Raw genomic sequence first — 26,357 nt, 5'->3', positions numbered from 1 at the left:
TGCTGTTTGAGCCTCGGCAACGCCTCAGGCCTGCTTCTTCTCGGCGCTCAGTTTCTCCGCCGCCCGTTCGATCCGTGCCAGCCCCTCGCGCGCCTCTTCGGCCGTCGTGACCAGCGGCGGCAGCAGCCGCAGCACGTTGTCCCCGGCCGGGACGAGCAGCATGTGTTCCGCGCGAACCGCCTTGAGCAGGTCGGCCGAGGGAACCTTGGCCTTGATGCCGAGCATCAGGCCCTCGCCGCGGACATCCTCGATGATATCCGGAAAGCGGTCCGCCAGCGAGGCCAGGCCCTGACGCAGCACGAGCGCCACGTCGCGAACGTGTTCCAGGAACCCCTTTTCCAGCACGACGTCCAGGACCGCGTTGCCGACGGCCATGGCCAGCGGATTGCCGCCATAGGTCGAGCCATGCGTGCCCGCGACCATCCCGGCCGCAGCCTCCGCCGTCGCCAGGCAGGCACCGAGGGGAAAGCCGCCGCCGATGCCTTTCGCGACCGCCATGATGTCCGGCGCGACACCGGCCCATTCATGGGCAAACAGCCTGCCTGTCCGGCCGACGCCGGACTGCACCTCGTCAAGCACGAGCAGCAGCCCATATTCGTCGCAGAGCGCGCGCAGTTCCCGCAGAAACTCCTTCGACACGACGCGGATGCCGCCTTCGCCCTGTACCGGCTCGATCAGGATTGCCGCCGTCTCTTCCGTTATCGCGGCCTTTACGGCGGCGATGTCGCCGAAGGGCACCTGATAGAAGCCGGGCGCCTTGGGCCCGAAGCCTTCGAGATACTTCTCCTGGCCGCCGGCGGCGATCGTCGCCAGCGTCCGGCCATGGAAGGCCCCCTCGAAGGTGATGACGTGAAACTTGCCGGGATGGCCCTTGGCGAAATGATAGCGCCGCGCCGTCTTGATCGCGCACTCCAGCGCCTCTGCGCCGGAATTGGTGAAGAACACCTTGTCGGCGAACGTCGCGTCGATCAGCCGCTTGCCAAGCGTTTCCTGTCCCGGCACCTCGTAGAGGTTCGAAACGTGCCAGACCTTGTCGGCCTGGCTCTTGAGGCTGTCGACCAGATGTGGATGGGCATGGCCGAGCGAATTGACCGCAACGCCGGCGGCAAAGTCGAGATAGCGCGAGCCGTCTTCCGCGATCAGCCAGACGCCTTCGCCACGCTCGAAGCGCAGCGGCGCACGCAGATAGGTCTCGTAAAGCGGCGTGGCATCAGCCATGGCGCGTATCTCCTTCGCAGCGGATGCGGAAATCCATTCCCGTCTTGAGCTTTCCGTGTGGAAAAATGAAAAATGCCGCCCTGCGGCGGCCGCGGCACTATCAGCATTTCGGGGGTCGATGTCAATAAAAGTAGCTTCCATCCGTTCCGCCTCAATTGATCGCGTAGACGGACCCGAATTGCGCGCGGAAAGTGTCGCCGGGCAGTCACACCAAACTAGCAAGTTGGGGAAAACTGGAAAATCGATTCGGCCTGAATCGGGCGACTCTTGTCACAGAGTCCCCCTGTCAGTAGGTTAAAAGTCAATTGCTAGACTGCATGCGGCGGAACTAGTCACCCACAGTATCAAGGCGTTCCGTGCTCCGGAGCCATCCGGGGCATTGGCGACGGATTCCCGGTAGCGAACGCTGGAATGGAGGCGATAGGATGAACTGGACAGACGAGAGGGTCGAGAAGCTCAAGAAGCTCTGGTCCGAAGGACTGAGCGCCAGCCAGATCGCAGCACAACTCGGCGGCGTCAGCCGCAACGCGGTCATCGGCAAGGTGCACCGCCTCGCCCTTCCCGGTCGCGCTAAAGCCGGCGGCACGCCGACGGCGACACGGGCCAAGCGGCCGGCCGCCGCGCCGCGCCCCTCGAACTTCGCCCCGCGGGTCGTGACCCGCACCGTCGCCCGTCCGGCAGGCGCGACCGTCGTCAAGGAGGAAGTCGCGTTTGAGTACGACGACGCGCCGCTCGCGCGGATCAACACGAACGTCGTCTTGCCGATGTCGCGTCGGCTGGAACTGACGGAACTCACCGAGCGCACCTGCAAGTGGCCGAACGGCGACCCGCTGACGGACGATTTTCACTTCTGCGGCAACGAGTCCCCGGACAACTCGCCCTACTGCCTCTTCCATCAGCGCCTGGCTTACCAGCCGTCGGCCGAACGTCGGCGCATGCGGTAACCGGCGACACGCTGGAAAGAGACAGAATTGCAAACGGGCCCCGCGGGGCCCGTTTTTCGTTTCCGATTGTTTCCAGCCGATCAGGCCTCCAGCGAATAGCCGGCCCCGCGCACGGTGCGGATGACGTCCTGCATGTTGGAGAAGTTCAGCGCCTTGCGCAGACGGCCGACATGCACATCGACCGTGCGCTCGTCGACATAGATGTCATGTCCCCAGACGCCGTCGAGCAGCTGCGAGCGCGAAAAGACGCGCCCGGGAGAGGTCATGAAGAACTCGAGCAGGCGGAATTCCGTCGGACCGAGGCGCACCTCGCGCGTCCGGCGATGGACGCGGTGCGTCTCGCGGTCGAGTTCGATATCGCCGCACTTCAGCAGCGTCGAGACCACTTCCGGCCGGGCGCGCCGCAGCATCGCCTTCACCCGCGCCATCAACTCCGGCGTCGAGAAGGGCTTCACCACGTAGTCGTCGGCACCGGTGGCAAGACCCCGCACCCTTTCACTCTCCTCGCCGCGGGCCGTCAGCATGATGATCGGCAGGCGTTCGGTCTCGGAGCGCTGGCGCAGGCGGCGGCACAGCTCGATGCCGGAAACGCCGGGCAGCATCCAGTCGAGGATCAGGAGATCCGGTTGACGCTCCTGCAGGCGGATCTCCGCCTCGTCGCCGCGCAGGATCGTATCGACCTCGAAACCCTCCGCTTCGAGATTGTAGCGCAAGAGGACGCTCAGCGCCTCTTCGTCTTCGACCACGGTAATCTTGGGAACCATGCCTTGCGAACTCCGGCGTTCTAGAATTCAAACAATGCGACGCAGATCATTCCTTCTCCGCGCCGACTGAGGTGGTGTGATCGTCCTTCGGGCGCTCGCCTTCCGGTGGCGCACCCGTCGCCATGTAGAAGATCGTCTCGGCGATGTTGGTGGCATGGTCGCCGATGCGTTCGATGTTCTTGGCGCAGAACAGAAGATGGGTGCAGGGCGTGATGTTGCGCGGGTCTTCCATCATGTAGGTCAGAAGCTCCCGGAACAGCGAGGTGTAGACCGCGTCGATCTCGTCGTCGCGCTCGCGGATCTCCCTGGCCTTCTCGACGTTGCGCGACGCATACACGTCGAGCACTTCCTTCAACTGCATCAGTGCCAGTTCCGCGAGATGCTCCAGGCCGCGGGCAAGCTTGCGCGGCATGCCGGAACTCTGCACGGCGATGACGCGCTTGGCGTTGTTCTTGCCAAGGTCGCCGACGCGCTCGAGTTCCGCAGCGATGCGGATCGCGCCCATGATCTCGCGCAGGTCCGCCGCCATCGGCTGGCGCTTGGCTATCGTCAGGATCGCCTTCTCGTTGATCTGCCGCTCGGCAGTGTCCAGGATGACGTCTTCGGAGATGACCTTCTGCGCCAGCGCGGCATCGGTGTTGACCAGGGCGCGCACGCTGTCGCCCACCATCTGCTCGGCGGTGCCGCCCATCTCGGAGATGCGGCGCGCAAGGTACTTCAATTCTTCGTCGTAGACGGAAGCGATGTGGGGCGATGACATGGTGTTATCCTCAACTGGCGCCATGGCGCCGGGTATTCATTTGCGACGTTGCACCGGGTTCAGCCGAACCGGCCCATGATATAGTCCTGCGTGCGCTGGTCGTCGGGGTTGGTGAACATCTTGTCGGTGTCGTTCTCCTCGACCAGGTTGCCCAGATGGAACATGGCGGTGCGCTGCGAAACGCGCGCGGCCTGCTGCATCGAATGGGTGACGATGACGATCGTGAAGTTTTCGCGCAGCTCGTGGATCAGTTCCTCGACCTTGGCGGTGGCGATCGGATCGAGCGCCGAGCAGGGCTCGTCCATCAGGATCACCTCCGGACTGACGGCGACGGCGCGGGCGATGCAGAGGCGCTGCTGCTGGCCGCCGGAGAGGCCCGTGCCGCCTTCATGCAGGCGGTCCTTCACCTCGTTCCAGAGACCGGCCTTTTGCAGACTGTGCTCGACGACCTGGTCCAGATCCGCCTTGTTCTTGGCGAGACCGTGGATGCGGGGCCCGTAGGCGACGTTCTCATAGATCGACTTCGGAAACGGGTTCGGCTTCTGGAACACCATGCCGACACGGGCGCGAAGCTCGACCACATCGATCGCGGGGTCGTAAATGTCGTCCCCATCGAGCGTGATCGCACCGGTGACGCGGCAATTGTCGATCGTGTCGTTCATGCGGTTGAGCGTGCGCAGGAACGTCGACTTGCCGCAGCCGGACGGGCCGATCAGGGCCGTCACCGTATTCTCGCGGATGTTGAGGTTCACGTCGTAGAGGGCGCGTTTGTCGCCGTAGTAAACGGAGACATCCCTGCCGATCATCTTGTAAGGCACAGAGTTCATCTTCTTTTCCAGCGCTTCTTCAGCCACGGCTTCGGTCATGATGTTCATCTGCTTCTATCTCACTACCAGCGGCGCTCAAACCGGCGCCGCAACAGGATTGCGCCAAAGTTCATAATGATGAGGAAGACGAGCAGGACGATGATCGCCCCCGAAGTCCGCTCGACAAAGGCGCGCTCGGCCTCGTTCGCCCACATGTAGATCTGTACCGGCAGGGCCGTCGACGGATCGAGCGGCGTGGCGGGGACGTTGGCGACGAACGCGACCATACCGATCAGGAGCAGCGGCGCGGTCTCGCCGAGCGCGTGCGCCAGCCCGATGATCGTGCCGGTCAGGATGCCGGGCATGGCAAGCGGCAGGACGTGGTGGAAGATCGTCTGCATCTTCGAGGCGCCCAGCCCAAGGGCGGCCGCACGGATCGACGGCGGAACGGCCCGCAAAGCCGCGCGTGTGGCAATGATGATGGTCGGCAAGGTCATCAGCGTCAGCACCAGACCGCCGACGAGCGGCGCCGAGCGCGGCAGGCCGGCAAAGTTGATGAATACGGCAAGCCCGAGAAGGCCGTAGACGATCGAAGGCACGGCGGCGAGATTGTTGATGTTGACTTCGATCAGATCGGTCAGCCGGTTCTTCGGCGCGAACTCCTCCAGGTAGATGGAAGCGGCGACGCCGATCGGCAGAGACAGCACCAGCACGATGCCCATCAGATAGAGCGAGCCCACGAGCGCCACGCCGAGGCCGGCGGCTTCCGGCCGGCTGGAATTGCCATTGACGAACAGCCCGGTATTGAAACCCTTGGCGAGCACGCCTTCCTCCGCAAGCTGCTTCATCCAGCCGACCTGCTTGTCGGAAACCTTGCGGTTCTTCTCGTCGACGGTCAGGTCGAACTGCCCCTTGAAGGCGGAATCAATGGTGGCGCTGGCGAGAACGGTGACGGGCACAGTCTTGCCGATGATCGAGGGATCGTCGGCCACCATGTCGCGCAGCGTCACGCGCGCGCTATCCGACACCATCGCCGAAACCTGTTTCAGCGCCGCCCGATCGGTCGACTTGACGCCGAGTTTCTCGGCCAGCGCATTGCGCACCAGCAACGGATAGTTGGCGGTAACCAGCACCTTCGGATCGGTGGCGCGCTTGTTGGAGGGGTCGATGACCTTTTCGGAGAATTCGACCGGCAGCGTCATCTCCGTCTGCTGGAAGGCGGTGTAGCCCTTGCCGGCGACCGACCACAGCAGCACGAACAGGAACACGAGGCCGAAGACGATCGCGGCGAGACCATAGAAGCGGAAACGGCGTTCGGCGGCATAGCGGCGGCGAATGCCGATGTCGCGGCGCGGCGGCGCCTTGGAGACCGTATCGCCGGAAACCGCTGAGAGGAGATCGGTCATTCGTACTGCTCCCGGTATTTGCGGACGATATAGAGCGCGTAGATGTTGAGTGCGAGCGTGATGCAGAACAGGGTAATGCCCAGCGCGAAGGCCACCAGCGTCTGTGGCGAGGTGAACTCCAGGTCGCCGGTCAACTGGTTGACGATCTTTACCGTCACAGTCGTCATCGGCTCGAACGGATTGAACTGCATGCGCGCGGCGACGCCGGCGGCCAGAACCACGATCATCGTTTCACCGATCGCGCGGGAGGCGGTCATCAGAAGCGCACCGACGATGCCCGGAAGGGCAGCCGGCAGGATCACCCGCTTGATCGTCTCCGACCGAGTGGCGCCGAGGCCGAGCGAGCCGTCCCGCAGCGCCCGCGGCACCGCGGTGATGATGTCGTCAGACAGCGAGGAGACATAGGGGATCAGCATGATGCCCATGACAATCCCGGCGGTGAGAACGCTCTGCGCCTGGATGAAGCTGGCATAGTTGCCGGTGACCAGACCGTTGAGGTTTGCGGAAAGGTCGCGCAGGAACGGGCCGACGGTGACGAGCGCGAAGAAGCCGTAGACGATCGTCGGGATGCCAGCCAGCACTTCAAGCAGGGGCTTTGCCAGCGAGCGCATGCGAGGGGACGCATATTCGGCCATGTAGATGGCGGCGAACAGGCCGACGGGAACCGCCACGAGCATGGCGACGAAGCCGATATAGAGCGTGCCGGCCAGCAGCGGGATCAGGCCGAACTGCCCCTCCGAACTCGACCCAGCACCGGCGAAACGCGGATCCCAAACGGTACCGAAGAAGAAATCCCACGCTGGGACCGCGTTGAAGAAGCGGATAGACTCGGCCAGCATCGAGGCAACGATGCCGATCGTCGTCAGGATGGCGATCGAGGACGCCAGCACCAGGGCCCACAGCATGACCCGCTCGACCCTATTGCGCGCCCGAAACTGCGGCGCGACGGTGCGCAAGGCGACGAAGGCGCCCGCAAGTGACAGCACGATCGAGACGCCGGCGAGCGCCAATTGGCTCGACTGCGCCATCGCGTTCAGCGTCGCCGCGGACTCCAGCATGTAGGGCTGCGCCTCGGCGGCGACGGCGACACCCTTTGCGGCGAAGACCGACTGCAGCGTCGAGGGATCCTGCTTGACGGAAAGTACTTCGCCCTCCGAGAGCAGCGGAAGACCGCGGGCGATCGTGGTGACCATGCCGAAGGCAAGGCTCTGCTGCGCCGACGACTGCGCCTTGACCGCGTCCGGGAAGCTGTCACGGACGGAAGAGTTGACGACGAGCGGGCTGATCGTCAGCCAGAGGGCGACGAGGATCAGCGGCGGCAGGAACGCCGCGAGCGCCACATAGGCGCCGTAGTAATTCGGCCGGGAATGCAGTGCGGAAGGCTTGCCCCCGGACACCGCGGTTGCCCGCATGCGGCCGAGAACAAAGGCGACCGCGGCAATGGCCGGCAGGATGGCGAGTAGTAGCGTCGTGCTCATGCGGATGTCCTGGCCGCCTCATGCGGGAAAGTGCAAATGAGCGGAACCGGCGCAGCAGGCTGCGCCGGTTCCCTCGGTGTTACATGGTCTTGCCGCCTTCGACCGCCGTGCGGATCTCTTCGCGCTCAGCGTCCGGAGCGGAAACGAGACCGTACTCGGCGAGCGGGCCGTCGGGGCCGATCATCTGGTCGGATACGAAGAACTCGACATATTCCTTCAGGCCCGGGACGACACCGACATGCGCCTTCTTGACGTAGAAGAACAGCGGACGGGACACCGGATATTCGCCGGAGGCGATCGTCTCGACCGACGGCGTCACGCCGTTGACGGTGGCGACCTTCAGCTTGTCGGCGTTGTTTTCATAGAAGGACAGGCCGAAGACGCCGACGCCGGTCTTGTTGGCGGCGATGCGGGCAAGCGTTTCGGAGTAGTCGCCGTCGATGTCGACTGCAAGACCATCCTTGCGGACCGCGATGCACTTCTTGCCGGCTTCCTTCTCGTCGGCAACGACGGCCTTGATCGCGTCGACAGCACCGGTGTCCTTGCAGCCGACAGCGAGAACCTTCTCTTCGAAGACTTCGCGGGTGCCGTGCTTTTCGCCCGGAATGTAGGCGGCGATTTCGGCGTCCGGCAGCGCCGGGTTCACTTCCGACCACTTCTTGTAGGGATTGGCGACGAGCTTGCCATCGACCACGACCTCGGCGGCGAGCGCCTTGTAGATGTCGGCCGGAGCAAAGGCGAGGTCCGGATTGCCGGCGTCGGTCGCAAAGACGATACCGTCATAGCCGATCTTGACTTCCTGGACGTCGGTGACGCCGGCTGCCTTGCAGGCTTCCAGTTCCGAGTCCTTGATCTTGCGCGAGGAATTGGCGATGTCGATCGTGTCCTGACCGACGCCCTTGCAGAATTCCTTCAGGCCGGCGCCGCTGCCGCCGGATTCGACGACGGGCGTCTTGAAGTCGCCAAAGGTCTCGCCGAAGGTCTCGGCGACGATCTTGGCATAGGGCAGCACGGTCGAGGAGCCGGCGATCTGGACCTGGTCGCGGGCGGCGGCAACGCCGGCGAAGGCGACCGAGGCGACCAGTGCGGCTACGGTGAGCTTAAGAGAATTCATCTGTTGTCTCCCATGATGGGCTTGTGTGGGTTCGCCGGCGGCCGGCCTTTGCCTGCCGTCGATCGGCCGCCCTATCTAGCGCTGCGTCACAATCGCTTTTATGTCACTTTGATGAAACATTTGTGACGCACTAAGCATATGATACTACTCTGCTATTTCGGATGCCGCCTGTTTTTCGTCGGTCTTTGTGTCAGAACTTGACGGTGAAGACCGTCCCCTTGCCGACTTCGGACTTCACCACCAGCCGGGCGCGATGGCGCGTCAGGATGTGCTTGGCGATCGCAAGCCCGAGCCCGGTGCCCTTCTTCGAGCGGCTCGCCTCCACGTTCACACGGTAGAAGCGCTCGGTGAGGCGCGGGACGTGCTCGGGCGGTATGCCCGAGCCGAAATCAGTGACGGTCACTTCCGGATGCTCGGCATCCGACGCCGAGAGCAGCACTTCGACGCGCTTTCCCTCCTGGCCATACTTGCACGCGTTCTCGATCAGGTTCTCGAACACCTCGGTCAGTTCGTCCCGGTCACCGGCGACCTCGACCGTCTGTTCCGGCAGATCCAGATGGATCTCAACGCCCAGCTCAGCCGCAAACGGCTGCAGACTGTCGCGCACATGACCGAGCAGCGGCTTCAGATCCACCATCTCGTCGGGGACAATATTCGACTTCAACTCCAGTCGAGAGAGGGACAGCAGATCGTCGACAAGGCGGCTCATTCGCGTCGCCTGCTCATGCATGATGCCTAGGAACCGCTCCTGTGCCTTCTCGTCGGCCTTCGCCGGTCCCTGCAGGGTTTCGATGAAGCCGCGCAAGGAGGCAAGCGGGGTGCGCAGCTCGTGACTGGCATTGGCGACGAAATCGGACCGCATCTGCTCAATCCGCCGCGCCTGCGAGACGTCGCGGAACGAAATCAGGAAGTAGCGTCCACCGCCGAGACGTTGGCCGAGCGACGGCATCGGCGCCGCACGCACGATGTAGACCGTCTCCGCCGGCAGCCGCTCGGAATGCTCGATCTCCTTCGTCTGGCCGATTGCGATCACCTCGCGTGCCATGTCGAGGATTCCCGGCGCGCGGATGCGCCCGGCCAGATCGGCATTGCGCGGGATCGGCCCGAAGAGAGCGGTGGCGGCCCGGTTCTGGAGCTTGACCGTTTCGTCGGCGGTCACCACCAGGACGGGCATGTCGAGCGCATCTATCAGCACGGCGATCGACGCAAGTCCATCACCGGCGTTCGCATCCGATCGCGCCATGGCAACGGGCACGGCGTCAGCTTTGCCCTCGAGGCGATCCGCGCGGGCAAAGCCGGCGAGAACCAGCAGCACGGCCGCAAAGACAACCCAGCCTACCGGCACCCCACCCATCCACATCAGGAAGGCGGTAAAGACAACAGCGGCGAGAAGCACCCGCTCATCCCACAACTGCGCCAGGAGCCACCGAATTGTCGACCCACGCGTCTCCACCAGAACTCCCTTCATCAACTTCATCGGCTTGCTCCGCGATTGCCTTTGCAACAGGCAGCAATAGCGCGATTTGATGACATGTTTTTCACGGTGCGCTTGAAATCGCAACGCGGATATGTCCTCCTCGCCTGACATCGAGCGGAGGACGCGCGGCATGGTGATCTTTCCCGACATCAAACCTGTGGAGATCGAGATCGGCGGCAAGAAGCGCTCGGTCGACATCGACGATCCGAAGCTTCCGAACTGGGTCGATGACAACGCCCTGTCTTCGGGTGGATTTCCCTATGACAAGAAGATCGACAAGGACGAGTACGACGACGAGCTGAAAAGGCTGCAGGTCGAGCTCGTCAAGGCGCAGTACTGGCTGCAGGCGACCGGCCGGCGCGTGATCGCCGTCTACGAAGGGCGCGATGCGGCCGGCAAGGGCGGCACGATCTTCGTCACGCGTGCCTATCTGAACCCGCGGTCTGCACGTGTGGTGGCGCTCGCCAAGCCGACTGAAACCGAGCAGGGTCAGTGGTACTACCAGCGATACGTGACGCAGTTCCCGACCGCGGGCGAATTCGTCCTGTTCGACCGGTCCTGGTACAACCGGGCCGTCGTCGAACCGGTCATGGGTTTCTGCACGCCGGAGCAGTATGAAACCTTCCTCGAAGAGACGCCGCACTTCGAGCGAATGGTGCTCAACGATCACATCTTCTTCTTCAAGTTCTGGCTGGACATCGGTCGCGAGATGCAGATCAAGCGCTTCCATGATCGCCGGCATGATCCGCTGAAGACGTGGAAGCTGTCGCCGATGGACGTTGCCGCCCTCAACAAATGGTACGACTACACCGAGAAGCGCAACCGCATGCTTCACAAGACGCATACCGAGCGTGCGCCCTGGACCGTGGTGCGCGCCAACGACAAGCGGCGCGCCCGTCTCAACGCCATCCGCCACATCCTCGAACGGATCGACTACGACGGCAAGGATCGCAGCGCGATCGGCGAGGTCGACGACAAGATCCTCGGCTCAGGCCCGAAGTTCCTGAAATAGCGAACCGGACGTTCTTCCCCGCGGCTGCGGATTTGTCATTCGCCCGGCAGGACGCGGATGGCAAAGAGGTTGACCCCGGCCCCTCCGCCGCTCACGTCGCTGTTGATGAACAGACGCCCCGTCCCGTTCGGCGAAAGCGTGCGGTCGAAGGTCACCTGGAACAGCAGATCGGTGCGATCCGAAACGGCGAAGCGATGCCGATCGCAGTCGCCGAGCGTGGCGAAGTCGCATTCGACCGAGACCTGAACCGGCTTGCCGCTTTCGGGCTCGACGGTCAGGGCAATGGTCGACGTCTTGCCCGCCATGGCCTGCAATACAGCAGGCTCCACCGAAACCGCGACGGCGCCGGCGCGATCGGGAACCTGCGAGACAAGCCGGACCGCCGGCCCCTCGTCCGTGCTGACAGGCTCGAAGCGCCCCTTGGCGCCGGCCGTCAGCGCACTGGTCAGTGTCGGATCGAAGATTTCCCGCCAGTCGGCTGAAAAGGTGTTCTGCGTGTCGAGCGCCTCCTTGATCGGATCGGCTCCGGAGAAATCCTCTCCCCGCACCGTCTGCGGCGGGTTGGCGACGCTGCCGTCGCGTGCGCCAGGAGGCAGCAGCAAGCCGCTGCTTTGGACCCACCAGGCCGCCGTACCGACCGCGGCAGCAAGCGTCGTCACGACGAGCAGGAAGGAGAACAGCCGGCCGCGTCGCCTGGGCGCCTTGGCCATTCGGGGGGAGGCTGCAACGGTCGCATCCATCTGCCCTGCAGGCTCGCTGGCGGCTGGCCGCGCACCTTTGGCGGCCGCCCCAAATCCATCACCGCGATCAGGACGGATCTCGTCAAGCGTCGGCACCGCTCCGGCTGCGGCGGGTGGCTTTTCCCGCGCCATCGGCTGCTCGGGCTGCACCTGCGCATCCGCCGCCGGTGTAGTGCGCTCGTTCGCCACGCTTGGCGGCGCAACCGGTGCACGCTCCGCAGGCGGCCGCTCCGCCTTGAGGACAGCCCGCTGTTCGCTCTCGATCTGGCGGATGGTCACTTCGAGGCGGTGACGCTGTGCGGCGATCGCCTCCGGATTGTTGATCTCTTGCTTGCGCAGGCCCGCTTCGAGCGCATTGCGTGCCGACTGGTAGATCCGCGCACGGGTCTCGGGGTCGTTGCTTTCGGCGCGCGCGAGCGCGTTCCTGATGGCCTGTTCCAGTCCGCTCACATTGCCTCCTCGGGCGGCTTCGCGCAGATCCATCCGCGCGGGTCAAACGCGATCAAGGCGTCTTCGTTTTCCTTTGTTTAAGGATTCGGTAAACGTTGCGGCAGCGTTCTGCAAGCCTTGCGACGATCCATGCGACCGCAATGGGCGAAAACAACCCGCGGAACCGAGCCCCGGGCCGCTTGCAGCCGCTCCGGTCGATGGCGGCGAGCCGGAGAGAACGATGCGAGGCCTTTTCAACGCGCAGGAAGATTGTTACGCTTTTTACGTTTTCGTAAGCGTCAATTTATGGACCGATCATGCCCCTGCCCGCCATCCTGCGCGACAATCTGCGGCTACCCGCGATCGCTGCGCCGCTCTTCATCATTTCGCATCCGGCGCTGACCCTGGCCCAATGCAAGGCGGGCGTGATCGGCGCGTTCCCCGCACTCAATGCGCGGCCGGAATCGCAGCTCGACGAGTGGCTTGCCGAAATCACCGAAGGCTTGCGCGACCATGACGCCAGGCACCCCGCCCGCCGCGCCGCGCCCTTTGCCGTCAACCAGATCGTCCACAAGTCCAACAGGCGGCTCGAGCACGACCTGATGCTGTGCGTGAAATACAAGGTGCCGATCGTCATTTCGTCCCTGGGCGCGGTGCCCGAGGTCAACGACGCGATCCATTCCTATGGGGGCCTGGTGCTGCACGACGTCATCAACAACCGCCACGCCAACTCCGCGATCCGCAAGGGGGCCGACGGTCTCATCGCGGTGGCCGCCGGCGCCGGCGGGCACGCCGGCACGCTGTCGCCTTTCGCGCTCGTCCAGGAGATCCGCCAGTGGTTCGACGGGCCGCTGCTTCTGTCGGGTGCAATTGCGACCGGCGGCGCCATCCTCGCCGCCCAGGCGATGGGCGCGGACATGGCCTATATCGGCTCCCCCTTCATCGCCACGACCGAGGCCCGCGCCAGCGATGCCTACAAGCAGACCATTGTCGAGGGCAACGCGGCCGATATCGTCTACTCCAACCACTTCACAGGCATCCACGGCAACTACCTGCGGTCGTCGATCCGCGCCGCCGGGCTCGATCCGGACAATCTCCCCGAAGCCGACCCCTCCAAGATGGACTTCGAGAAGTCGGAAAGCGGCGCGAGGGCCTGGAAGGACATCTGGGGCTGCGGCCAGGGGATCGGTGCCGTCACCGAAGTCACCTCTACCGAGGCGCTCGTCGCCCGCCTGGAAGGCGAGTACCGGGCCGCTCGCACCCGCCTTGCCGCCCTTTGAGGCCGGCCACGTCCGCAAGTCATCCGAAAAAGCACCAAAGCGCGAACAGATGACTTGAAATCTCCGCGCAATGCGGTTATCAGCCCCACACATTCCGGCCCACGAAACTTCGCGGGCCGATACGGGCCGCTTTAGCTCAGTCGGTAGAGCACATCATTCGTAATGATGGGGTCAGGTGTTCGAGTCACCTAAGCGGCACCATTTTTCCCTCAATTTCAAATAGTTGGACAGTTGTCCTGTGCGCGTCCATTGGCTGGGTCGCCACGAGGCGCCACGTGCTTAGCTCGCACCTGCCTTAGAGGCGGCTTTTTAAGCGAGGGGACACTCGGGGGGAGGAGCTTTGCTCCCCCTCCTATCCTTTCCTCTTCTCATTCTCCTATATGCGGGAAAGTGGAAAGCATCCGCACTGAGCATCTACCCCCAACCATCAAATAGTGAAGGCTCGCTGTGCGGGGCATCCAGGATACCCACGATTGCTTCGATTGCGTCAGGTGTGAGGGGGTCAGCCAGCTTGACTCCATTGAACTCAAGGACACGTAGAACACGGCGGTTTTTTGGTCTGCCTTCGGTGAGCAGATAAGCCCATTGCACTTTGAGGTTATCCAGCACCTCCACGGGCAAGTCTTTTCTATTTACCAATCGCCAAAACTCAGCATCGTCGATCAAAAAATAGCAGTCACGGCGGATTTGGTCTTTGCCCTTCCACTGGCGTGTCCTCTGATCTTCCTCGTCCCAATTAGGGGAAGTGACATAGATGTTTTCGATATCAACTTTCCATTCAAGCGGCTCCTCCTCTTTTTCTTTCCGAGTTGGCTTCTTAGCTCGTTCGGCGAAAGAGTTGCGGGGAATCGGAAAATCGTCGTCGGGTGTGAAGCCGATCCCCTTGACTTCTCCGTCGTTAATGCAAGCGGCGTAAAACTCTGCCCGTGCGTCTAGTGCATGGGAAAGAGTGCCGGCTTCCATGCCTATCTTACTCAACTCCTCACTTTTCCTTTCAAGCACACCTCTCGTCAGAGCGACAACAATCTTCGCGCTTGATCGACAGGCGGCTTGGTCGCTCTCAAGTTTGTTGTAGGTTGTGGGGTCGAGCGCAGCTAGGAGCATCTCGTAAGTCATGGGTTTGTCGAGCGCAGGGAGCATCTCGTAAGTCCCTTGGGCTAGATCTCGGTGGTTCTGTCCAAGTTCCTGCGCCCACTCAGTTGGTGGTTTCCCCGTCAGCCCCTCTACATAAGCTGCGCCCACATCAGTATTGAGAAAAGCGAACACCGCAGCAGCCCCGCCACTGACTGTCATTGCGATTTTTGACAGAAAACTACCATCTTTCGGGGGCAAGACAATCAGTTCATACTTCAATGAACCTTGGAAGAAGGCTTCGTCTAGTGCCGCAATGATATTTCGGGTACTTTCTGCTGTGCGAATAAAAGTATCGAGCTTGAGGAAATGATCTTCCACGTCAAAATGGACGAACAAGCGATCTGATCGCCAATCAAACTCCCGCGGCAAAACTTCTGTCATATAGTTGCTGTCCTCACCTCAACCCCAGATGGCAAAACCTATTCTGCCGACGCCGTGTTGGGCAAGCGAAACCTGCAGATACTTGGTGATTGCGGGTTCCATCGGTCCGCCAGTCAGTGTCGTGTCAGTGAGCCGCGGCGCTATTGCGGTGCGTTTCACCCTTGCGTCACGGCTGCTTTGTTGCCGTGGTCGAGATCACGCCCTCCATCGAGAAGATAACGAACACCGGCAAGATCATCGGCAACCTGGCCCTGAAGACCGGCAACGACGTGTATGACGGCACGGGTGGGCGGCTGACGGGAACGATCTTCGCCGGCGCAGGCCACGGCACGCTACGCTACGCTACGCTACGCTACGCTACGCGGCGGCATCGACAACGACAACGACAACGACAACGACAACGACAACGACAACGACAACGACAACGACAGGTTCAACGGCGACACCGGCAACGACAACGACAGGTTCAACGGCGACACCGGCAACGACAAGCTCTATGGCGGAAAAGGCAACGACACGCTGAAAGGCGGTGCCGGGACATGTTTGTTTTCAAAAGCCTCAGGGACAGTACGATCGACTCCCTGGGCCGTGACGTCATCAAGGATTTCTCCCGTGCGGAAGGCGACAAGATCGACCTGAAAGGGATCGATGCCAACGCCAAGGCAAGCGGCGAGGCGTTCATCTTCATCGACAAGCAGGCGTTTCACAAGACGGCTGGCGAACTGCGCTACGAGATCAAGTCGGGCGACACCTACATCCACGGCGATACGAACGGCGACGGCAAGGCAGACTTCTCGATCCTGCTCGATCTCTCCCTCGCCATGAAGGCGTCCGACTTCATCCTGTGACTGCCGCCAGGGGCTCAGGGGGCGTGCGACATTCCGTGCGCCCAGCCCCTGCTCGCAAATGGTTTTTCGAGCCGCCCTTTGAGGCTGGACGCCCCCGGCGATGCCTGCCCCCGCGCTTGGCAACGGACCTTCCTTGCGGGCATGTCCAAGCGTGTTTCCGCGCGACTACTCCGCCGCCCGCTTCTCGATGACCGAGTCGGCCTCGCTGGTCAGTTCCACCTCGCGCACCCATTCGCGCCAGACCGCGACCAGGAGCGCCATCAGCACGGGGCCGATGAAGAGCCCGAGGAAGCCCATCGTCTTGACGCCGCCGATCAGGCCGAAGAAGGTCGGCAGGAACGGCAGCTTGATCGGGCCGCCGACCAGCCGCGGGCGTAGCGTCTTGTCGACGATGAAGAGCTCGATCGAGCCCCAGAGGAACAGCGCGATGCCGGCAAAGGGCGAGCCGCTGGAGATCAGGTAGACCGAGACGAGCGTGAACGAAAGCGGCGCGCCGCCGGGAAAGAGCGCCATCAGGCCGGTCAGGACGCCGAGCGTGACGGCCGAGGGAACGCCGGCGATCCAGTAGGCGACGCCGAGCACGATGCCCTCGCCGATCGCAATCAGCGTCATGCCGGTGACGGTCGAGCTGATCGTCGCCGGGACGATGCGCGAGATGCGCCCCCAGCGCATCGGCAGGATGCGTTCGCCGATGCTGTCGACCTGCGCCATGAAGGTCTCGCCGTCGCGGTAGATGAAGAACAGGGCGATCAGCATGAACAGCATCGTCAGGAGCAGGTGAAACGCCGCCCCGCCGGCGGCCAGCGCCACCCGATAGATGTTGCCGATGTTCGCACCGCTGATGATCTGGGTCAGCTCGCCAATGGCGCCGGGATGATCCAGGAGATCCGTCCACTGCTTCGCAGTCCACTCGCCGATAACCGGCAGGGCGCGGATCCAGTCGGGCACCGGCGCGCCTGTCTTGTTGGTCGCCACCGCCCAGCCGATCCACTCGCGCACCTCCTGGAAGGCGTAGGTGATCGCATACATCAGCGGCACGACGATGAAGCCGAGGATCAAGAGGATGGCGATTGCCGCGGCCAGCGTGCGGCTGCCGCCGATCGCCTGGCGGAGGCGGCAGAAGAGCGGCCAGCTTGCAGAGGCGATCACCAGAGCGGCGAGCACCGGCACGACGAAGCCATGGAAGAAATAGATACCGGCGACGATGATGAGGAAAAGGAGCCAGCGCGCGGCGGAAATCGGCGAGATCAACGCGACGCTGGAAGGCCGGGCGGCTCCGAGCAGGCGCGGTTCGGATCGGATGTTGCGCACTTCGGGCTGATGCACCGTCTTCCTCCTTGTCGGCGTCGCCCCTCGTACCAGTGTTCTCGGGCCGATCACCTGCCTATCGTGATATCAGCGTCTTATGTCCCGGCAAAGAAAACCTTGCGTGTACGGCGATCTTTTTTGCCGCAGCCGCCGGTACACATCGGGTTCCTTGCAGGCGCGCAACGATGGAACCACCGATTGCGACGACCATTGCCGCACTTGGAAGGGATGATGCTGGCGCTGTTCGGCACAATGGCCCTAATTTAGGTCCTCGTCGGGAGAGCACGATGCACGACAAGGAAAGCAGCAGTGACGATCCGGCATCGGCTGGTGCCGGCGCCCTGACCGGGCTGGCGACGCCCCTCCCGCCGGAAGGCGTTGCCGGATGGCGGAGACAGGAACGGGAGCGGCTGATCGCGCAGCGGCTCGCCCATTCTGCCGAGAGCCGGACGCAGGCCGCGGCGAACATCCTTGATCGGCTGCGTGCGGCGGTGGGGGACGTGCGCGGCCGCCGCATCAGCCTGTACTGGCCCTTCCGTGGCGAGCCGGACCTGCGCCCCTGGATCGAGGAGATCTGGGCGGGCGGAGGCATGGCGCTGCTGCCGATCGTCGTGGAGAAAAGGCATCCGCTGCTGTTTCGCAGCTGGCGCCACGGCGAGCGCCTCGAGCGCGGCGTCTGGAACATCCCCATGCCGGTGGAGGGTGTTGCCGCCGACCCGGATATCGTGATCGCGCCGGTGGTCGGCTACGATCCTGCCCACTATCGGTTGGGCTATGGCGGCGGCTTCTTCGACCGCACGCTCGCAGCACTGCAAAAGAAGCCGATGGCCATCGGCGTCGGCTACCGCTCGCAGGCGATCGCGACGATCCATCCCCAACCGCACGACATCCCCATGGACCAGATCATCGCGGCCGATATCGGCTCAGCCGGTTTGCGTCGCGGCCGGCCGGGTGCTGGCCCCTAGATAGATCAAGGGGGCCCGGCTCGCGGCTTTCCGAACTGGGGGCGGCCAGACTACCCGTTTGGAGTTTAGGCAGCTTTCAAAGATCCGCGACCGGAACATGCTCGTCGATGATATCGACAAATCTCCTCTCGCGCGTAACGCCTTCGCGCCATTGATCATTGAATTCCCCGACCAGCGCTTCAAGTTCGCTCCTGATCGTCTCGGATTCGAATTGTTCCATGTCATCAAAGTAATAGATGGCGATGTGTCGATGGGGAGTGGACCGATCGACCAGACGGAGCGCTTTCCTCGCCCTTAGCCGCTTCACGGCCTCCGGCATATGGATGTCGCTGTACCATCGGTTGAAATCCGCCCAAAGTTCGGGCTTTACCTCGGCCAGCACAAGCATGCATCCGGGCGTGGCCATATCTCTCTCCACTCGGTCATCTCGGAACGCCACGCGTGCGGCGGCCCGCCCAACGCGGACCTATTGGGCCGGGGCTGTCTCTTCGACTCGCTCGCTGCCGCCGAGGACCCAGCGGGTCAGCGGGCGGGCGAGAAGGATGAGCACCAGCCCGAAGGCGGCGCTGGTCATGAAAATGCGCAGGAAGGCGTCCTCCAGGCCGGTCGCATGCTCCGTGTCCATCCCGGCGGCGAGCAGCCCCGCCATCAGGTTGCCGAGCGAGGAGGCGACGAACCAGAACCCCATCATCTGGCTGGTAAACCGTTCCGGCGCCAGGCGGGAGAAGGTCGACAGGCCGACCGGGCTCAGCATCAGTTCGCCGACGGTGTGGAGGAGATAGGTGGCGATCAAGAACAGCGCCGAGACCCTCACGCCGGTTGCCGCGGTTTGCGCCGCGGGCACCAGCACCAGATAGCCCAACCCCATGGCGACCAGCCCCGCGCCGAATTTCACGAAGACCGGAATGGTCCAGCGCTGCTCGGCATAGATCCAGAACGCGGCGAAGGCCGGGGTCAGCAGGATGATGAAGAGCGAGTTGAGGTTCTGGAACCACGAGGCGGGAACGGTGAAGCCGCCGAGTTCGCGCCGGGTGAGGTCGTTGGCGAACAGGTTGAGCGAGGACCCCGCCTGCTCGAAGCCGGACCAGAACAGGGCTGCCGCCACAAAGAGGATGGCGAGCGCAATCATCCGCCTTTTTTCGGGCCCGGTCAGGTCGCCGGCAAGGAAGATGTTGAGGAAGAAGCCGACGGCCACGGTGACGATAATCAGGCCCATGGCCCTGGCGAGACCGGTGGCGCTGGCGAGGTCGATCAGGCCGGTGATCGCGGCGGCAGCGACAAGCACGACGACGACGCCGCCGATCATCCCGGTGAAGAGGTGGTCGCGACGGCCAGTGGCAACGTCGGGGTGGTGGTGGACGGCGGGCACGCCGCCCTTGTCGCGCAGCGACCTGCGGCTGGCGTAGACGAAATTGACGAGGCCGATCAGCATGGCGATGGCGGCGGCGCCAAAGCCCCAGTGCCAACCCCAGTTCTCGCCGAGATAACCGGCGATCAGTCCGCCGAGGATCGCGCCGACATTGATGCCCATGTAGAAGAACGAGAAGCCGGCGTCGCGGCCGCCGATATCGTTCTTGTCGTAGAGCTGGCCAACGAGGGTCGAGATGTTGGGCTTCAGCAGCCCGGTTCCGGCAGCGATTGACACGAGGCCGAGGAAGAAGATCGTGGCGGCGGACCCGGATACGGCGAGCAGGGCGTGACCGAGCATGATGGCGATGCCGCCGACGATGATCGCCCGCTTGCATCCCCAGAACCGGTCGGCGATCCATCCGCCGGGCAAGGCCAGTATGTAGGCCGAAGCCGTGTAGAGACCGTAGATTGCCGCCGCGTCGGCCGTCGTCAGGCCGAGGCCGCCGGTCTGCACCTGGTCGACAAGGAAGAGGATCAGGATCGCCCGCATGCCGTAGTAGCTGAAGCGTTCCCACATCTCGACGAAGAAGAGGGCAATGAGGCCCGACGGATACTTCACGGACGTCGCCATTGACGCCTCCCCGATCGTTACTCGAGGCAACTATAGCGCAGATCGACGGCCTCGACACGCGCGAAGACCACGGACCGCTCGAAAGCATTGCGTGAGCGACCTTTGGTCATGGCCAAGTGCAGGCCTGCCCACACTCGCTGTCGCCGTCAGGGGCGGACCCGTAATGAAGCTCGGCTTGGGCCTGCCTACTGCGGCACGCACGGGACGCGTGGACCGCCAGTCCTCGGCAGGTAGGTGTTGTCGGTGAGACGATAGCTCCGGTAGCGATTGGCGCACCATTGCTCGGCCGTCATGCCGTAGATCGGCGCGCCCGGTCCCACCGTCACGTCGCCGAGCAGTTCGCCGGTGGTGAACGCAGAACGCGGATACCAGTAACCATCCCTGTAGCGAAAGTACCCATCTCGATAGAACCGGCTGCCGAGGAAGCCGCGATAGTAGCGCCCGCCGCCGCGCAATGTGTCGACGGGATCCCCGCCGCGTCCGAGCGCATCCACCGGGTCACCGCCTCCCAGCAGGGTGGCGTCGTTGGATGAGCGCAACGCATCGATCGCCCAGGCCGGCGCTGGCGCGGCGAAGGCAAGACACCCCTCGAGGATGGCTGCGAACAGGATGGCGAACAGTTTTTTCATTGCTCTCTCCCTTCCGCTCTATCTGTCATTCTTTCACCCTCGCGGACACATTTCCAGTCTGCTTGCCAGCGGCACCCATCCTGTCGTCATGGTACGATTGCATCGAAACAAAGTCCCGGATGCGTGTCTCATTGACGCGTACGTCAATGTTATCCGGCGATTGTGCTTGAAGCCATGGATCAAAGGCATCATGCTCGTTGCATCGGAAGGTTGGGGATGCGATTCCGGGCCGTGGATGCAGTCGAGACGAGGGAGGAAGCGCGCTCATGTCAGCAACCGTCAAGGACCAGGCCGCCCCTACCCCAAACAAGGTCTGGCTCGCCTCTTACCCTCCGGGAACCCCTGCCGAGATCCCGCCGCTGGCATACGAATCGATCGGCGCGGCCCTTGTGCACCATTGCGGAGAGTATGCCGACCGCCCGGCCTTCACCAGCATGGGCAAGGCGATGAGCTTTCGCGAGCTTGAGGCGCTGTCGGCCGGGATCGGGGCGTGGCTGCAGTCACGCGGCTTGGCCAAGGGTGATCGCGTCGCCGTCATGATGCCGAACATCCTGCAGAACCCGGTCGTGGTCTACGGCATTCTGCGCGCCGGCTATACGGTGGTGAACGTCAACCCGCTCTACACGCCGCGCGAACTGGAACATCAGCTGAACGACGCCGGCGCCAAGATCCTGTTCACGCTGGAAAACTTTGCCCATACGGTTCAGCAGGTTGTCGCGCGCACCCATGTCAGGGATGTCGTGGTCTGCAGCATCGGCGACATGCTGGGTGTGAAGGGCCTCATCGTCAATCTTGTCGTGCGCAAGGTGAAGAAGCTCGTCCCGGCCTGGTCGCTGCCGGGCCATCATGCCTTCAAGGCAGTCCTTGCCCGCGGCATGGGCCTGAAGCTCACCAACCCGGAGGTGCAACGCAGCGATATCGCCTTCCTGCAGTACACCGGCGGGACCACGGGCGTTTCGAAGGGGGCCATGCTGACCCATGCGAACCTGCTGTCGAACATGGAGCAGATGGGCATCTGGCTGGAAACCGCCTTTCTCGGCAAGCAGCGGCCGGAGCGGCTGGTGTTCCTTTGCGCGCTGCCGCTCTACCATATTTTCGCGCTGACGGTGAATTCGCTGGCCGGGCTGCTGACGGGGGCGAACAACATCCTCATCGCCAACCCGCGCGACATCCCATCCCTGGTAAAGGACATGGGTGCCTACAAACCCAATGTCTTTCCCGGCCTCAACACGCTGTTCAACGCGCTGATGAACAATGCGGAGTTCCGCAAGCTCGACTTTTCCGACCTGGCGCTCACCTTCGGCGGCGGCATGGCCGTGCAGCGGCCGGTCGCCGAGCGCTGGCACAAGATGACCGGCTGCCCGATCGCCGAGGGCTATGGCCTTTCGGAGACCTCCCCGGTCGCCACCGCCAACCGTCTCGACTCCGCCGAGTTCACCGGCACGATCGGCATGCCGATTCCTTCGACCGACGTCGACATTCGCGACGACGCGGGCCACTCACTGCCGCTCGGCGAGCTCGGCGAGATCTGCATCCGTGGTCCGCAGGTGATGGCGGGGTACTGGAACCGGCCGGAGGAGACCGCCAAGGTCATGACGGCGGACGGTTATTTCCGCACCGGCGATATCGGTTTCATGGACGACAAGGGCCTGATCAAGATCGTCGACCGCAAGAAGGACATGATCCTTGTTTCCGGTTTCAACGTCTTCCCCAACGAGGTGGAAGAGGTGGCAATGACACATCCCGGCATCGCCGAATGCGCGGCGATCGGCGTGCCGGACGAGCACTCCGGCGAGGCGGTCAAGCTCTTCGTCGTCAAGCGGGATCCGGAGCTGACGGAAGCGGACGTGAAGGCCTTCTGCAGGGAGAACCTCACCAACTACAAGCGGCCACGCTATGTCGAATTCCGCAACGAACTGCCGAAATCGAACGTCGGCAAGATCCTGCGGAAGGATCTTCGCCAGCAGTAGCCGCCTCAGGATAAATCGATTTAAATTTTTCACGAATTTGGCGCAGTGCCCTTGATTCGCCTCGTTTAAAACGACTAGCTAGCGCCCATCAGCCATGTAGCGATTCAAGGAGCCCGCCATGACCGCGCTTGTCGAGACGCTGAAAACCACTGCTGCGGAGACCAAAGCCACGGACATTCGTGCCGCCTTCGCCGCCGACCCACAGCGCTTCGCCCGCTTCAGCGTCGCGCTCGACGACTTCCTCTTCGACTATTCCAAATGCGCGGTGAACGATCGCGTGCTGGACGGCCTCGAGGCGCTGGCAAGACAGGCCGGCGTCGAGAAGAAGCGCGACGCAATGTTTGCCGGCGAAAAGATCAACATCACAGAGGACCGCGCCGTCCTACACACGGCCCTCCGCAACCGCTCCAACAGCCCGGTTCTCGTCGATGGCCGAAATGTCATGCCGGATGTCAACGCGGTGCTCGAGGCGATGGGCGCCTTTTCCGACGGCATCCGCTCCGGCGCGCTCACCGGCGCGACCGGCAGGAAGATCACCGACGTCGTCAACATCGGTATCGGCGGCTCCGATCTCGGCCCGGCCATGGCGACGCTGGCACTCGCCCCCTATCACGACGGGCCGCGTCTGCATTTCGTCTCGAACGTCGACGGCGCCCACATTGCCGACACGCTGAAGACCCTCGACGCCGAGACGACCCTGTTCATCGTTGCCTCGAAGACCTTCACCACGATCGAGACGATGACCAACGCCGAAACGGCGCGCCGGTTCATCGCCGGCAAGCTCGGCGAAGCTGCCGTCGGCCACCATTTCTGCGCGGTCTCGACGGCGCTCGACAAGGTCGCAGCCTTCGGCATTGCCGAAGATCGTGTGTTCGGCTTCTGGGACTGGGTCGGCGGGCGCTATTCGATCTGGTCAGCCATCGGCCTGCCGCTGATGATCGCCATCGGCAAGGACGACTTCGCCGATTTCCTCGCAGGCGGTCATGCGCTCGACAATCATTTTCGCACCGCGCCGATCCGCCGGAACATTCCAATGCTGCTTGGCCTGATCGGCTTCTATCATCGCGATGTGCTGGGCTACCCGTCGCGCGCGATCCTGCCCTACGACCAGCGCCTGTCGCGCTTTCCGGCCTACCTGCAGCAACTCGACATGGAATCGAACGGCAAATCGGTGACGATGGAGAGCAAACCGGTGGAGGGGGCGACCGGACCCGTCGTCTGGGGCGAGCCGGGCACCAATGGCCAGCACGCCTTCTACCAGCTTATCCACCAGGGCACCGACATCATCCCGGCGGAGTTCATGATCGCCGCCAAGGGCCATGAGCCGGAGCTCCGTCACCAGCACCAGTTGCTGATGGCAAACTGCCTGGCACAGTCCGAAGCCCTGATGAAGGGCCGAACCCTTGCCGAAGCAAAGGCGCAGCTGACCGCCAAGGGCATGGACGAGACGAAGGCGGACAAGATCGCACCGCATCGCGTCTTCTCCGGCAACCGGCCGTCGATCACGATGGTCTATGACACGCTGACGCCGTTTGCGCTTGGCCGCCTGATCGCGCTCTACGAGCACCGCGTCTTCGTCGAGGGCGCGCTGTTTAACATCAACTCGTTCGATCAGTGGGGCGTGGAGCTCGGCAAGGAACTGGCCACCGGTCTGCTGCCAGTGATTGAAGGCAAGGAAAGTGCAGCCGGCCACGATTCGTCCACGGCAGGGTTAGTGGCAGCGCTGCTGAAGGCGGCCAACGTGTAGAGCGCTCGCCCCTCATCCGCCTGCCGGCATCTTCTCCCCGCAAACGGGGCGAAGGACGACTGCCCCGCCCGCCCGACTACCTCCGGCACACCGGTCGCCAACTCATTCCCTCTCCCCGCTCGAGGAGAGAGGGTGAGGGGCAATCTAAAAACAAGCGTTACAGCCCGATTTCCTTCGCCCACGGCGGATTGGCGCCGGCGCGCGACACCGTCACCGCCGCTGCCTTCGCGGCAAGTTCCAGGGCGTCGCGTAGCGCGTCTTCGGGAAGGGACGCCACTGCCGCCTTCGTCAGCAAATTGCTGCGCTTCAACGACGCCAGCACGCCAGCGTCGAACGTGTCGCCGGCCCCGATCGTATCGACCACCGCCACCTTCTCGCCGGGCACCGACACCTTGAAGTCCTTCGTGTAGCCATCGGCGCCCTCGGCACCCTTGGTGATGACCACTACCTTCGGCCCCCGCTTCAGCCACTCGGCGGCAAGCTCATCATGGCTGCCGTGCATGCCGAACCAGGCGAGGTCCTCGTCCGAAAACTTGATGATGTCGGACTGCGCGGCCATCCGGTTGATGCGTGCCATATGGGCTTGGGCGTCCTTGATGAAGCCGGGGCGGATGTTCGGGTCGAGCGAGATCACGCGCCGGTCGTGCTCGCGCGCCAGCAGCGTTTCGTAGGTGGCCCCGCACGGCTCGGGGATCAGGCTGATGGCGCCAAAATGCAGCGCCTCGCAGTCGTCGTCGAGCACCGGCAGATTTTCGAGCGTGATCATGCGGCCGGCAGTGTTCTCGTCATAGAAGGCATAGGTCGCCTGGCCGTTGACGAGCTTGACGAAGGCGACGGTCGTCGGCCGCGAGAGAACCGCGCAGGGACCGTAGTCGACGTTGCTGGCAGCCAGCGTCTTGCGCAGCACGTCGCCCAGAATGTCGTCGGAGAGGCCCGTGAAGAAGGCAGTCGGTACGCCGAGCCGCCCGAGCGCGACCGCCGTGTTGAAGATCGCGCCGCCCGCATAGGGCGCATAGGCGTCCTCGCCGAGCGTCGATGTCCGCGGCAGCATGTCGATCAGCGCCTCGCCACAGCACAGGATCATGAGAGCCCTCCTCCGTTATTTAATCGATTTAATCGAGTGCCGCGGAAAATGCCAGTGGTTTTGCTCAGGTCGTCGGAAGCGCGTTGACGCCGCCGTGGTCGGCCGACCAGAGGAGCGGTGCGTTGAGAAAGGCTTCGACCGAGGCGAGCGTTGCTTCGTCGAAGAGCTTTTCCGACCGGGCGGCGGCAAGCACATGGCGCCAGGTGGCGATGTGGTGCAACTTCACCTTTCCGTTGGCGAACCGCGTCTCGGCCTCCGGGAAGATGCCGTAGTAGAACAGCGCCATACCGTGATCGACGACGCCACCGGCTTGCCGGATTGCATCGATGAAGGTGAACATGGAGCCGCCGGCCGTCGTCAGGTCCTCGATCACCAGCACGCGCGCGCCTTCCGGCATGTGCCCCTCGATCTGCGCGTTGCGGCCGTGCCCCTTGGGCTTCTTGCGCACGTAGATCATCGGCAAGCCGAGGCGATCGGCAAGCAGCGCGGCAAAGGGAATGCCGGCCGTCTCGCCGCCGGCCACCACATCGAACTGCTCGAAACCCGCGCCGCGCAGCACGGTGGCGGCGGCAAAGTCCATGACGGCCGAGCGGATGCGCGGATAGGAGATCAGCTTGCGGCAGTCGATATAGACCGGGCTCGCCATGCCCGACGCTAGCTTGTAGGGCTCCTCGGGCCGGAAGTGGACGGCCTTGATCTCCCACAGCATGCGGGCGAGCAGCTCCGCCATCGTGTCGCGATCCGGAAACGAATTGGAAAACATGACAACCCTCCTGCTGGTGATTGCGAGCGAATACCAGCAAGACGCGGCATTTGCCATACGAACCGGCGATTACAGCGGGCTGCAGAAGCAAAAAAGCCTCCCCGGTGCGCCGGGGAGGC

At 63.4% G+C, this 26,357-nt stretch carries 24 protein-coding genes and 1 tRNA gene; 9 read left to right on the top strand and 16 right to left on the bottom strand.

What is annotated here, in order from left to right; all coding sequences use genetic code 11:
• Positions 1-24 precede the first annotated feature (24 nt).
• Entirely contained in the window at positions 25-1,218 is a 1,194-nt protein-coding gene (locus tag AC1DDS_RS11400) for an acetylornithine transaminase (protein WP_477478997.1), read from the bottom strand.
• A gap of 425 nt (positions 1,219-1,643) precedes the next feature.
• Between AC1DDS_RS11400 and AC1DDS_RS11395 the strand changes: the two genes are divergently transcribed.
• On the top strand, positions 1,644-2,162 hold the full coding sequence (locus AC1DDS_RS11395; RefSeq protein ID WP_477478996.1) for a GcrA family cell cycle regulator: 519 nt from the start codon (positions 1,644-1,646) through the stop codon (positions 2,160-2,162).
• Positions 2,163-2,242: 80 nt separating this feature from the next.
• Here AC1DDS_RS11395 and phoB read toward each other — a convergent pair whose 3' ends face one another.
• The 7 genes from phoB to phoR form a co-directional block, all read right to left on the bottom strand.
• The gene (phoB, locus tag AC1DDS_RS11390) at positions 2,243-2,926 is read right to left on the bottom strand and encodes a phosphate regulon transcriptional regulator PhoB (protein WP_310411495.1); all 684 of its coding nucleotides are present in this window, start codon (positions 2,924-2,926) and stop codon (positions 2,243-2,245) included.
• A 46-nt stretch (positions 2,927-2,972) separates the two neighbouring features.
• The gene (phoU, locus tag AC1DDS_RS11385) at positions 2,973-3,686 is read right to left on the bottom strand and encodes a phosphate signaling complex protein PhoU (RefSeq protein ID WP_477478995.1); all 714 of its coding nucleotides are present in this window, start codon (positions 3,684-3,686) and stop codon (positions 2,973-2,975) included.
• A gap of 59 nt (positions 3,687-3,745) precedes the next feature.
• A complete protein-coding gene (gene pstB, locus AC1DDS_RS11380) occupies positions 3,746-4,561 on the bottom strand; it encodes a phosphate ABC transporter ATP-binding protein PstB (protein WP_310411501.1) in 816 nt (271 codons plus the stop codon).
• Between the two features lie 14 nt (positions 4,562-4,575).
• Positions 4,576-5,898 (bottom strand): phosphate ABC transporter permease PstA, encoded by a 1,323-nt coding sequence (pstA, locus tag AC1DDS_RS11375; RefSeq protein ID WP_477478994.1) that lies wholly within the window; start codon positions 5,896-5,898, stop codon positions 4,576-4,578.
• Entirely contained in the window at positions 5,895-7,376 is a 1,482-nt protein-coding gene (gene pstC / locus AC1DDS_RS11370) for a phosphate ABC transporter permease subunit PstC (protein WP_477478993.1), read from the bottom strand. The genes pstA and pstC overlap by 4 nt, the downstream gene beginning before the upstream one ends.
• A gap of 79 nt (positions 7,377-7,455) precedes the next feature.
• Entirely contained in the window at positions 7,456-8,490 is a 1,035-nt protein-coding gene (locus tag AC1DDS_RS11365; protein WP_477478992.1) for a substrate-binding domain-containing protein, read from the bottom strand.
• A gap of 190 nt (positions 8,491-8,680) precedes the next feature.
• On the bottom strand, positions 8,681-9,958 hold the full coding sequence (gene phoR, locus AC1DDS_RS11360; RefSeq protein ID WP_477479023.1) for a phosphate regulon sensor histidine kinase PhoR: 1,278 nt from the start codon (positions 9,956-9,958) through the stop codon (positions 8,681-8,683).
• A gap of 139 nt (positions 9,959-10,097) precedes the next feature.
• Here phoR and ppk2 point away from each other — a divergent pair, with 139 nt between their 5' ends.
• Positions 10,098-10,979 (top strand): polyphosphate kinase 2, encoded by an 882-nt coding sequence (gene ppk2 / locus AC1DDS_RS11355; RefSeq protein ID WP_477478991.1) that lies wholly within the window; start codon positions 10,098-10,100, stop codon positions 10,977-10,979.
• Between the two features lie 35 nt (positions 10,980-11,014).
• On the opposite strand, the gene AC1DDS_RS11350 is transcribed toward ppk2, so the two are convergent.
• A complete protein-coding gene (locus tag AC1DDS_RS11350) occupies positions 11,015-12,169 on the bottom strand; it encodes a serine/threonine-protein kinase (protein WP_477478990.1) in 1,155 nt (384 codons plus the stop codon).
• 296 nt (positions 12,170-12,465) lie between these two features.
• Here AC1DDS_RS11350 and AC1DDS_RS11345 point away from each other — a divergent pair, with 296 nt between their 5' ends.
• A complete protein-coding gene (locus AC1DDS_RS11345) occupies positions 12,466-13,428 on the top strand; it encodes an NAD(P)H-dependent flavin oxidoreductase (protein WP_477478989.1) in 963 nt (320 codons plus the stop codon).
• 125 nt (positions 13,429-13,553) lie between these two features.
• Positions 13,554-13,629: transfer RNA gene (locus AC1DDS_RS11340), tRNA-Thr, on the top strand.
• Between the two features lie 213 nt (positions 13,630-13,842).
• On the opposite strand, the gene AC1DDS_RS11335 is transcribed toward AC1DDS_RS11340, so the two are convergent.
• Entirely contained in the window at positions 13,843-14,943 is a 1,101-nt protein-coding gene (locus AC1DDS_RS11335) for a hypothetical protein (protein ID WP_477478988.1), read from the bottom strand.
• Between the two features lie 369 nt (positions 14,944-15,312).
• On the opposite strand from AC1DDS_RS11335, the gene AC1DDS_RS11330 reads away from it, so the two are divergent.
• Both AC1DDS_RS11330 and AC1DDS_RS11325 read left to right on the top strand, forming a co-directional pair.
• Positions 15,313-15,582: a hypothetical protein gene (locus tag AC1DDS_RS11330; RefSeq protein ID WP_477479022.1), complete on the top strand. Its 270-nt coding sequence runs from the start codon at positions 15,313-15,315 to the stop codon at positions 15,580-15,582.
• Entirely contained in the window at positions 15,483-15,791 is a 309-nt protein-coding gene (locus tag AC1DDS_RS11325; protein WP_477478987.1) for a M10 family metallopeptidase C-terminal domain-containing protein, read from the top strand. Before AC1DDS_RS11330 ends, AC1DDS_RS11325 begins: the two co-directional genes overlap by 100 nt.
• A gap of 165 nt (positions 15,792-15,956) precedes the next feature.
• Here AC1DDS_RS11325 and AC1DDS_RS11320 read toward each other — a convergent pair whose 3' ends face one another.
• Positions 15,957-17,117 (bottom strand): AI-2E family transporter, encoded by a 1,161-nt coding sequence (locus tag AC1DDS_RS11320; RefSeq protein ID WP_477478986.1) that lies wholly within the window; start codon positions 17,115-17,117, stop codon positions 15,957-15,959.
• A 269-nt stretch (positions 17,118-17,386) separates the two neighbouring features.
• Between AC1DDS_RS11320 and AC1DDS_RS11315 the strand changes: the two genes are divergently transcribed.
• Complete coding sequence (locus tag AC1DDS_RS11315) at positions 17,387-18,064, top strand: 5-formyltetrahydrofolate cyclo-ligase (protein WP_477478985.1); 678 nt, start codon at positions 17,387-17,389, stop codon at positions 18,062-18,064.
• A gap of 76 nt (positions 18,065-18,140) precedes the next feature.
• Here AC1DDS_RS11315 and AC1DDS_RS11310 read toward each other — a convergent pair whose 3' ends face one another.
• From AC1DDS_RS11310 to AC1DDS_RS11300, 3 genes are all read right to left on the bottom strand, one after another.
• The gene (locus tag AC1DDS_RS11310; protein ID WP_477478984.1) at positions 18,141-18,452 is read right to left on the bottom strand and encodes an EthD domain-containing protein; all 312 of its coding nucleotides are present in this window, start codon (positions 18,450-18,452) and stop codon (positions 18,141-18,143) included.
• A 78-nt stretch (positions 18,453-18,530) separates the two neighbouring features.
• Positions 18,531-20,045, bottom strand: coding sequence for a peptide MFS transporter (locus AC1DDS_RS11305; RefSeq protein ID WP_477478983.1), 1,515 nt, complete (start codon positions 20,043-20,045; stop codon positions 18,531-18,533).
• 185 nt (positions 20,046-20,230) lie between these two features.
• Positions 20,231-20,674, bottom strand: a complete 444-nt coding sequence (locus AC1DDS_RS11300) for a BA14K family protein (RefSeq protein WP_477478982.1) — start codon at positions 20,672-20,674, stop codon at positions 20,231-20,233.
• A gap of 266 nt (positions 20,675-20,940) precedes the next feature.
• Between AC1DDS_RS11300 and AC1DDS_RS11295 the strand changes: the two genes are divergently transcribed.
• On the top strand, positions 20,941-22,644 hold the full coding sequence (locus AC1DDS_RS11295; protein ID WP_477478981.1) for a long-chain-fatty-acid--CoA ligase: 1,704 nt from the start codon (positions 20,941-20,943) through the stop codon (positions 22,642-22,644).
• Between the two features lie 118 nt (positions 22,645-22,762).
• Entirely contained in the window at positions 22,763-24,391 is a 1,629-nt protein-coding gene (gene pgi, locus AC1DDS_RS11290) for a glucose-6-phosphate isomerase (protein ID WP_477478980.1), read from the top strand.
• A 157-nt stretch (positions 24,392-24,548) separates the two neighbouring features.
• Here pgi and AC1DDS_RS11285 read toward each other — a convergent pair whose 3' ends face one another.
• Positions 24,549-25,475 carry a carbohydrate kinase family protein gene (locus tag AC1DDS_RS11285; RefSeq protein WP_477478979.1) on the bottom strand — a complete coding sequence of 309 codons (927 nt, stop codon included), beginning with the start codon at positions 25,473-25,475 and terminating at the stop codon, positions 24,549-24,551.
• 64 nt (positions 25,476-25,539) lie between these two features.
• Positions 25,540-26,238, bottom strand: a complete 699-nt coding sequence (locus tag AC1DDS_RS11280) for an orotate phosphoribosyltransferase (protein ID WP_477478978.1) — start codon at positions 26,236-26,238, stop codon at positions 25,540-25,542.
• Positions 26,239-26,357: the final 119 nt, after the last annotated feature.

Source organism: Mycoplana sp. 10N416 (genome assembly GCF_056394765.1).
Note: the sequence above shows the minus strand (reverse complement) of the source record. Positions and strands in the feature narration are given on the sequence as shown.